This window comes from Streptococcus sp. HMSC076C08 (genome assembly GCF_001810825.1).
Lineage (GTDB): Bacteria > Bacillota > Bacilli > Lactobacillales > Streptococcaceae > Streptococcus.
Genome location: NZ_KV802704.1, coordinates 1 through 10246, shown reverse-complemented (window position 1 = coordinate 10246; position 10246 = coordinate 1). Strand labels below are relative to the sequence as shown.

At 39.3% G+C, this 10246-nt stretch carries 5 protein-coding genes and 1 pseudogene; all 6 read left to right on the top strand.

The window, feature by feature from the left end; genetic code table 11:
• Positions 1–1813 (top strand): SspB-related isopeptide-forming adhesin (locus tag HMPREF2766_RS00265; protein ID WP_148131178.1); only part of this gene is annotated, 1813 nt, incomplete at its 5' end.
• Between the two features lie 133 nt (positions 1814–1946).
• Entirely contained in the window at positions 1947–2474 is a 528-nt protein-coding gene (locus HMPREF2766_RS00260; RefSeq protein ID WP_000119887.1) for an FUSC family protein, read from the top strand.
• Positions 2475–2550: 76 nt separating this feature from the next.
• Positions 2551–2907, top strand: coding sequence for a transcriptional repressor GlnR (gene glnR, locus HMPREF2766_RS00255; RefSeq protein WP_000664333.1), 357 nt, complete (start codon positions 2551–2553; stop codon positions 2905–2907).
• A gap of 38 nt (positions 2908–2945) precedes the next feature.
• Entirely contained in the window at positions 2946–4292 is a 1347-nt protein-coding gene (gene glnA, locus HMPREF2766_RS00250; RefSeq protein ID WP_001122883.1) for a type I glutamate--ammonia ligase, read from the top strand.
• Positions 4293–4682: 390 nt separating this feature from the next.
• Positions 4683–5270 (top strand): TlpA family protein disulfide reductase, encoded by a 588-nt coding sequence (locus HMPREF2766_RS00245; RefSeq protein ID WP_001168154.1) that lies wholly within the window; start codon positions 4683–4685, stop codon positions 5268–5270.
• A 59-nt stretch (positions 5271–5329) separates the two neighbouring features.
• Positions 5330–10246: pseudogene (gene padA, locus HMPREF2766_RS00240) on the top strand (LPXTG-anchored isopeptide-forming adhesin PadA); the annotation flags it as partial.

Here is a 10246-nt window from a genome sequence, read left to right as displayed (position 1 = left end):
AACTCCACCGGTAAAAACTCCAGATCAACCAGAGCCATCAAAACCGGAAGAGCCAAATTATGATCCATTGCCAACTCCGCCGGTAGCACCAACTCCTAAGCAGTTGCCAACACCACCAGCGGTGCCAACAGTTCACTTCCATTACAATCGTCTTTTTGCACAACCTCAGATTAATAAAGAAATTAAAAATGAGGATGGAGTAGATATCGATCGTACTCTCGTTGCTAAGCAGTCTGTAGTGAAGTTTGAGTTGAAAACAGAAGCGTTGACAGCTGGTCGTCCAAAAACAACTTCATTTGTATTGGTAGATCCACTTCCAACTGGCTATCAGTTTGATTTGGAAGCAACCAAGGCTGCAAGCAAAGGTTTTGAAACAAGTTATGACAAAGCTAGTCACACTGTAACCTTTAAGGCTACTGAGGAGACCTTGGCTGCTTTCAATGCAGATTTGACAAAATCCTTTGAGACTCTATATCCAACTGTTGTTGGTCGTGTCTTGAATGATGGGGCGACTTATACAAATAACTTTACCTTGACAGTCAACGATGCCTACGGTGTCAAGTCAAACATTGTTCGTGTAACGACTCCAGGTAAACCAAATGATCCTGACAATCCAAATAACAACTACATCAAGCCTTTGAAAGTTAACAAGAACAAGCAAGGTGTGAATATTGATGGCAAAGAAGTTCTAGCTGGTTCAACGAACTACTATGAACTTACATGGGATTTGGACCAATACAAGGGAGATAAATCTTCTAAAGAAGCGATTCAAAATGGTTTCTACTATGTGGATGATTATCCAGAAGAAGCCTTGACCCTTCAACCAGAATTGATTAAGATTCGTGATCTAGAGGGCAACCTTGTATCAGGTATCAGTGTTCAACAATATGATAGTTTAGAAGCTGCGCCTAAGAAGGTTCAAGATCTGTTGAAGAAAGCAAACATCACTGTTAAAGGTGCTTTCCAACTCTTCTCAGCTGATAATCCAGCCGAATTCTACAAGAACTATGTAGCAGCAGGAAAATCATTGCTCATCACAGATCCGATGACAGTTAAACCTGAATTTGGTCAAACGGGTGGTAAGTATGAAAACAAAGCCTACCAAATTGATTTTGGAAATGGCTATGCTACAGAAGTAGTTGTCAACAACGTACCGAAAATCACACCGAAAAAAGATGTGACAATCAGTATGGATCCAAGCAGTGACAATATTGATGGCCAAACAATTCCGTTGAACCAGTTCTTCAATTATCGTTTAATCGGTGGTTTGATTCCACAAAATCATTCTGAGGACTTGAATGACTATAGTTTTGTAGATGATTATGACCAAAAAGGTGATCAATACACTGGAAACTATAAAGTTCTTGCCAAGGTTGATATCCGATTGAAAGACGGTCGTGTTATTAAGGCAGGGACAGACTTAACAGCTGAAACACAGGTTGAACATAATCAAGATAAGGGAATGATTACAATTCGCTTCAAGGAAGAATTCCTTCAAGAGATTCAGTTGGATTCTCCATTCCAGGCTGAGACTTATATTCAAATGAAACGAATTGCTGTCGGAACTTTTGAAAATACCTATGTAAATACTGTGAACAAAGTTGCTTACGCTTCAAATACAGTTCGCACGACAACGCCAGAACCTAAGAAACCAGAGGAGCCAACAACTCCTACTCCAAATCCGAAAGGGAATCCTACTCTACCTCAAACAGGTACAAATGATTCAAGCTACATGCCATATCTTGGTCTAGCAGCTTTAGTAGGAGTTTTAGGACTTGGTCAGTTGAAACGTAAAGAAGACGAAAGCAAGTAAGCTCTGACAGTTAAATAGAAAAGAGGAACTCTGTTTCCTCTTTTTTGTAGCCCGAAATTAAAAACGCTTCCTATTGATTTTCACTCATAAAATCAACTAATTTATGTTAAAATGGTAGTAGAAAGTTGAGATTATGAGTTATTTTAAAAAATATAAATTTGATAAGTCACAGTTCAAGCTTGGTATGCGAACCTTCAAAACAGGGATTGCCGTATTTATAGTTCTCTTGATTTTTGGTTTTTTTGGCTGGAAGGGGCTTCAAATCGGAGCACTAACAGCGGTCTTCAGTTTACGAGAGAGCTTTGATAAGAGTGTCCATTTTGGAACTTCGCGTATCTTAGGAAATAGCATCGGAGGTTTTTACGCCCTTGTCTTTTTCCTCTTAAACACTTTATTTCATGGAGCCTTTTGGGTAACCTTACTAGTTGTCCCGATTTGCACCATGTTAACCATTATGACAAATGTTGCTATGAACAATAAGGCAGGAGTTATCGGTGGTGTGGCAGCTATGTTGATCATTACCCTATCAATACCGAGCGGAGAAACATTTTTGTACGTTTTTGCACGTGTATTTGAAACATTTATGGGAGTTTTTGTCGCAATCCTTGTAAATTATGATATTGAGCAACTGAAACTCTTTTGGGAGAAAAAAAGAAAATAATGTTACATTTTATGACATTATTCATTGACGTATGTCTTTTTTTAGACTATAATAGACAGGAAGAAGGAAATTGTAAATGAAGGAAAGAGAATTTCGCCGAAATATGGCTGTTTTTCCTATCGGCAGTGTTATGAAATTGACCGATCTCTCGGCGCGTCAGATTCGTTATTATGAAGATCAAGAGTTGATAAAGCCTGATCGAAACGAAGGAAACCGTCGCATGTATTCCTTGAATGACATGGATCGTCTGCTTGAAATCAAAGATTATATCTCTGAAGGTCATAATATTGCTGCGATTAAGAAAAAATATGCTGAACGCGAGGCGAAGTCCAAGAAAGCCGTGAGTCAGACGGAAGTGCGTCGTGCACTCCACAATGAACTCCTCCAGCAGGGGCGCTTTGCTTCAGTACGGTCACCCTTTGGTCGCGGTTAGGCAATCGCAAGTAGTCATATATATTAAGGAGAAAACCCATGCCAATCACAGCTGCAGATATTCGTCGTGAAGTCAAGGAAAAAAATGTTACCTTTATCCGTCTCATGTTTTCAGATATTCTGGGAACCATGAAGAACGTCGAAATTCCTGCTACAGATGAACAGTTAGACAAGGTCTTGTCAAACAAAGCCATGTTTGATGGCTCTTCTATTGAAGGTTTTGTACGTATCAATGAATCAGATATGTACTTGTATCCAGACTTGGATACATGGACAGTCTTCCCATGGGGAGATGAAAATGGAAGTGTTGCAGGTTTGATCTGTGATGTCTATACAACAGAAGGAGAACCATTTGCAGGTGACCCTCGTGGTAATCTGAAGCGTGCACTTCGTCATATGGAAGAAGTAGGATTCAAATCTTTCAACCTTGGTCCAGAACCAGAATTCTTCCTATTTAAGTTGGATGAAAATGGGGATCCAACACTTGAAGTAAATGACAAGGGTGGCTACTTTGATTTGGCGCCTACTGACCTTGCGGACAATACACGTCGTGAAATTGTGAATGTCTTGACCAAAATGGGATTTGAAGTAGAAGCGAGTCACCACGAGGTTGCGGTTGGACAACATGAAATTGACTTCAAGTATGATGAAGTCCTCCGTGCCTGTGACAAGATTCAAATCTTTAAACTCGTTGTTAAAACCATTGCTCGCAAACACGGTCTTTACGCAACCTTTATGGCGAAACCAAAATTTGGTATCGCTGGATCAGGTATGCACTGTAATATGTCCTTGTTTGATGCAGAAGGAAACAATGCCTTCTTTGATCCAAATGATCCAAAAGGAATGCAGTTGTCTGAAACAGCCTACCATTTCCTTGGTGGTTTGATCAAGCATGCTTACAACTATACTGCTATCATGAACCCAACAGTTAACTCATACAAACGTTTGGTTCCAGGTTATGAAGCACCTGTTTACATTGCTTGGGCTGGTCGTAACCGTTCGCCACTTGTGCGCGTACCGGCTTCACGCGGTATGGGAACTCGTCTTGAGTTGCGTTCAGTGGACCCAATGGCAAACCCATACATCGCTATGGCTGTTCTTTTGGAAGTTGGTTTGCATGGTATTGAAAACAAAATCGAAGCACCAGCTCCTATTGAAGAAAATATCTACATCATGACAGCAGAAGAGCGTAAGGAAGCTGGAATTACAGACCTTCCATCAACTCTTCACAATGCCTTGAAAGCTTTGACTGAGGATGACGTGGTCAAGGCAGCCCTAGGTGAACACATTTACACTAGCTTCCTTGAAGCCAAACGTATTGAGTGGGCTAGCTATGCAACCTTTGTTTCACAATGGGAAGTTGATAATTATCTTGACTTATATTAAGAATATAAAAAAGATTGTCTGATTGGACAATCTTTTTTACTTTTGCAAAGAATTAAATGGATTTTGATGCTGTTTTTAGTATAGTTATTATATAGAAGAATAAAAAATAAAAAAGAGCAAATTATGCATTAAAAAGAAATAATATTCTGAAAATAATTAGAAAATAAAGTCCAATCATTTTCATTATACCCATTTAATGCAGTAGTGTGGCTGGTTTAGCGTGGGAAAGAAAAAAGTTTACAATTTGACAACATATTTCTTGAAATACTAATTAGTAAATGATAAAATGTTTTTTGGAATGGATGAGTTTCGGAGAGTTTATGAATTATTTACTATATTATTTACTCAAGTTCTACTCGCCATATTTCATTAAAAAGGAAAGGAGATTCTATGCAAAAAGATAAGTGGTGGCTTCCGTTTTTAGCAGTGGGAGTCATCATCGGATTGTCGGTGGGTTTGATTTATTATACTAGACCCGCTAAGGACGGAGAAGTAGGGACTTCATCAGTTTCGCAATCAACTTCAAGTGCTGAGAACAATACTGCCTTGAGTCTAAAAGGTCAACAACTTCCAGAATTTAAAATGACTTCTCAAGACGGTAAATTGGTTGCTAGTTCAGAGCTGTATGATAAACCTATGTTAATTGTCGAATGGGCTAGTTGGTGTCCTCATTGTCAGAAACAACTACCCATTGTTCAGCAGATGTATGAAAAGTATGGTGAACAGATCAATTTTGTTTTACTAAATATGAACGAACCTGGTAAAGAAACAAAGGAGAGTGCTGATCGGTATATCAAGGAAAAAGGGTATACTTTCCCTTATTACTATGACGAAGATCAATCAGCGGCAGATTTATTACAGGTTCAGACCATACCAAGTATGTATTTTGTAACCAAAAAGCAAGAAGTAAAAAATGTATTGGTTAATCATTCCGATGCGGAAAGCTTTTCTAAAGAGTTGCAAACACTACTTAACTAACATATATCTACTATAGAAAAGGGGGAAGAAGAAATCACAATAGGATTTCAGAAATAGCAATGAGAGATTTCATTAAAAAGGTCTCCATATTGTTTATCATTTTATTCTTATCTGTTCCATTAGCCTTAATGGGACAGCTGCTTGGTAGCGCTGCAGCAAATGAAGGCGGTAGTACTATTGAAGTAGGTGGAAATACAAAGATAACACAAAATGGATGTTCCCGTAAAATCGAAAAAACGGAAAAAATTAGCTGGCGCCTGCCTAGAAAACCAGTGGATTTGGTAATCTTGCAGGATGCGAGTGGATCATTTAAGAACACCATTCCAAATGTCCAGAATGCTTTAAAAACTCTGACGACATTTGTGAAGGAAGAAGAGTATGATGAAAATAACCCGCGTTTGGTTAAGACTGATAATCCAGATACATCAGACCGGGTTATGATGGCGACCTTCCAAGGTGCAGATGGATACAACTACTACTACAATAATGATTTTACAGGTCGTAAAGATGTTTATGGTAGTTGGGGACCTGACTATGATTACAAATACAAGGCAAGTAACTTGTCTTCTGATCAAAATGATATTCATCAATTCATTAATAATATTAAAGTAGCGGGAGGAACACCAACTGTTCCAGCTATTGACGATGTCATTGCTCAATATAATGAAAGAAAAGGGAATATGGCTAATGGTCGTAAAACTATCTTTCTTTTGATTACGGATGGTGTTGCCAATGGGAAACGTGACCCTGATGGTAAGGTTCGTCTAGAGTACAGTGACTATCGGAACAATATTCTTACACGTGCATGGAATTTTAATGAACTAACAGAGGCGTCTCAAAACGTTTTAGGGCGTGTGAAAGAGGTTAAGGAAGCATCTACAAGACTTAAAAATGTTGTTGGTTCTGAAGGAACAGTAGTAGTTGGTTTCTGGGAAGACGTAACAATCTTTGCGAATTCCAAAGCTCAGTACTATGACACATATAAAGAAGGTTATTCAAAATATTTTGATATAGGGGATAACCGAAGTGTCCAAGAGATTTTCCATGAAGCATTAGAGGGGATGGCTTCTCCAGCTAAAAATATCAATGGAAAAGATGTTTCCTTCTATGTTAATGAACAAAGCGATATCAATAAATTCTCAAGTCGAGTTCTAGAATCTGTTGGTGCTGCTCTGGTTAAAGAAGATATCAAAGGTGAGTTTGAAGTTACTCCAGGATATAAGGTAGATGCAGTTCGAATTAATGGTAAGAAGATTGTATCAAAGGTTACCGATTCGAAGAAAGAAATTCGTGGTAAGATTGTTCAAGAAGGAGACAAGGTTACAATCTCTGTTCCAGAGAGTGTCTTTAATCCAGGAAACAACAAGTTTGACTATGATTTGAGTAAGGAAGCACATGCTGAACAAGTTGATGAGGATGATGAGCAAGACCCTCCTGCAGACTACAAACCAGTTAAGGAGACAGTTCCAGTTCCTGAGCTGACTGGTAAATTTAAAGTTGGTGATTTTGCGACTGAAACAATCGGTGGTTCGAAAGAAACTGTAGAAGTTCAAAAACTTGAATACTGTTACCCAAGTGCCACCAAGAAAATTGCAGACCAAGATCAAAGCAATGATACTGGTACTATTGAAGATCCACTTCAATTGACTAAAAAACCAGCCTATGCGGCTAACTTGTCTGCCAAAGACGAAACATTTACTTATACAGTAGATTACAACTTCAACAACGTTCCTTATGAGTTTAAGCAAAACGTTATGTTGACAGACCCTCTTGACTATCGTTTAGAAGTTGTAGGTCATCATGCTTCTGGACCACAAGGTCAAATCTTGACTCGTGTAGTGAAACAAAATGACGATCTCGGAAACGAACGTGAAGTTGTTGTTGCTGATGTACCAAGTGTGAATGGTTATGAATACTTAGTGCTTCAAAAAGCTAAAATGACCATTACCGTTCGCTTGAAGGAGCAATATCGCAATAATCAAGCGAGCAAAGAATTCATGGCCCTTCTTCAGGATAATGATGGCTTCGGTTTGCTGAACCAGGGTAATATCATGTGGAATGGTGAGGATAATAATCCTGATCCAAGTAACCATGCTAAAACAGCTGACAAACCAAGTACAATTCGACGCTCAAACCCAGTCTATGTCAAACCACCAGTCGAGACAGAAATTACAAAGAAGGTCAATGATAAGGAACATGAAGATCTTAAGAAAGAAGAAGAACTCTTTGAGTACAAAGTGACTGTTCCATGGCCAGGCATTGCAGATACATTTAGCCTTACGGATACAGTTGTTTCAGAGTTGGAAGTTCAGGCAGATAGCTTGAATGTAAAACTTGGTGAAAAAGATAATACTGACTTGAAAACTGCTGCAAAAGTTGAAGGTCAAACTGTTTCACTGACTCTTGATAAAACTCAACTCGAAAAGATCTCACGTAAGGTAACGCGTCGTAAGACTAAAGATGTTCAATACCTAGAATTGACCTTCAAGGCTAAGATTCGTCCGGGTGCTGACCTTTCTAAATATAAGGAAGATGGTCAAATTAAAGTACCTAACACGGCAGATGTTGCCTTGAATGATATCAAGAAAACATCGAATAAAGTAACGGTTACCCCACCAAAACCAAAAGAACCTTCTATTGATAAGAAGATTAATGAAAACTTGGATAGCTTCCAAACGTTTGATGGACAACCATACAACTACAACATTACAACAGCAGTACCAAGTGATGTTGCTAATTACAAGAAATTTGTGATTCGTGATACACTGGATGCTAATTTGGAGCTTGCAGGCGACGTAAGTATTAAAGGTTCTGCAGCGGCCCTCTTTGATATCCACACCAATGGCCAAGAGATTACGGCAACGGTGAAGGATGGTCAGTTTGGTGAACTTGCAAAATACTCAACTGTTGAACTAGTCATTCCTGCAAAAGTTAAAAATGGTGTGACAGGCACAATCATTGAAAACAAGGCTTCTATTTCCTTTACAAATGAGAATAATGTAGAGAAAGAAGTTGAATCGAAACCTGTCACCGTAACGCCACCTCCTGTAACGAAGAAGATCAATGAAACTCTTGATCACTTAGATATCGCGACAGGTCAAGCGTATAACTACAACATTAAGACAAAACTTCCAACAGATATTACAGATTACAAGAAATTTGTGATTACAGATACACTTGAAGGAGATTTGTCAGTTATCAATGAAACTTCAAGCAAACCAGTTATCAAAGGAGCAGCTGCAGCCTTCTTCGATGTAACAGTTGAGGGTCAAACCGTGACTGCAACGATGAAGGACTTTGCGAACGCTACAGCTCTTGCTGGTCAAGAAGTGGAATTGATTATTCCGGCTAAGATCAATGATGGAGTGACGCGTATCAACATTCCAAATACTGCGAAGTTCAGCTTCACAGATAAGAACGATCATAGCGGAGAAAAAGAAACGAAACCTGTCACCGTAACCCCTCCATCAGAACCAGGTGTTGATAAGAAAATCAACGAAACACTGACAGAGGCAACAATCGGTGCGGAAACCGACTTTACTTATAATATCAAAGCGAAATTGCCAAATGATATTACAACGTACAAGTCCTTCGTTGTAACGGATACCTTAGATGAGAACTTGACTCCAGGTCAAGCTGAAATCAAGGGAGCTGCAGCGAAATTCTTCGATGTAACAGTTCAAGGTCAAACCGTGACTGCAACGATGAAAGATTTTGCGAATGCGGGTGACTACGGTAACCAAGAAGTAGAGCTCGTGATTCATGCCAAAGTGAAGAAAGGCTCAACTGTTCCATCTATTGAGAACAAAGCTAAGATTACTTACACCAACAAGAATGACCAACAAGGTGAGAAAGAAACCAAGCCGGTCACTGTTACACCACCACCAATCACGAAGAAGGTGAATGGTCAGGAACACGCAGATCTTGGTAAGTTATCAGAAATCTTTACTTATACGATTGACTCAACGGTTCCACATGTGGCAGATACCTTTACCATTTCAGATGATATCGTCAAAGAATTGGCATTTGAAGGAGAAGCAACGGTCACTGTTGATGGCCAAGCTGTTCAAGACCTCACTGTAACAACAGAAGGTCAACGTTTGACGGTCACATTTGGTAAAGAGCAAGTGAAACAATATGCTGGTAAAGCTGTACAAGTTTCATTTAAGGCTAAGGTGAAGGAAGGCATTACCTTTGATGCACTTTTAGCGGCTTATCCAAATGAATCAAAAGACAAGCCGGTAGTACCAAATACTGCTAGCTACATCATTAATGACAATCCAGATTCTAAGAAAGAATCAAAACCAGTCACTGTCACTCCACCGCCAACAACAACTCCAGAGCTTAGGAAGGAAGTAAACGGAGCAGAACGTTACGATCTTGCAAAACGTAATGAAGAATTTACTTATACTTTGAAAACAACAATGCCTGCCAATGCAACTGAGTTTGAGATGACAGACGAGTTGAAAGAAGTTCTAGAATTTGTTGGTGAGAATGCTTCAGCTACTGTTAAACTTGATGGTGAGGATGCAGGATCTAAGGCGACAGTGACACTTTCTGGTCAAGTCATCAAAGTTGCCTTTACAGAAGCTTCTGTCAAAGCAGATGCCGGTAAGTCAATTGAAGTGAATTTCAAGGCTAAGATTAGAGATAATGCCAACTTGTCAGCTTATGTGAATAAAGATGGTAAGACAGAGATTCCGAATAAGGCTTCTTATGATATTGATCATAATCCAAAATATCACAAGGACTCTAACGAAGTCCCAGTAACGCCACCAACACCAGAAGAGCCAGAGATCAAGAAAGATGTGAATGGCAAAGAATCAGCAACACTTGCGAAACGTGATGAAGTCTTCACTTATAATGTGAAAACAAGTGTAGCGCAAGATGCGACAGCCTTCTCAGTCACAGATACCCTAGTGGACGTTCTTGAATTCGCAGGAACTTCAAGTGCTAAATTGAATGGTCAAGCTCTT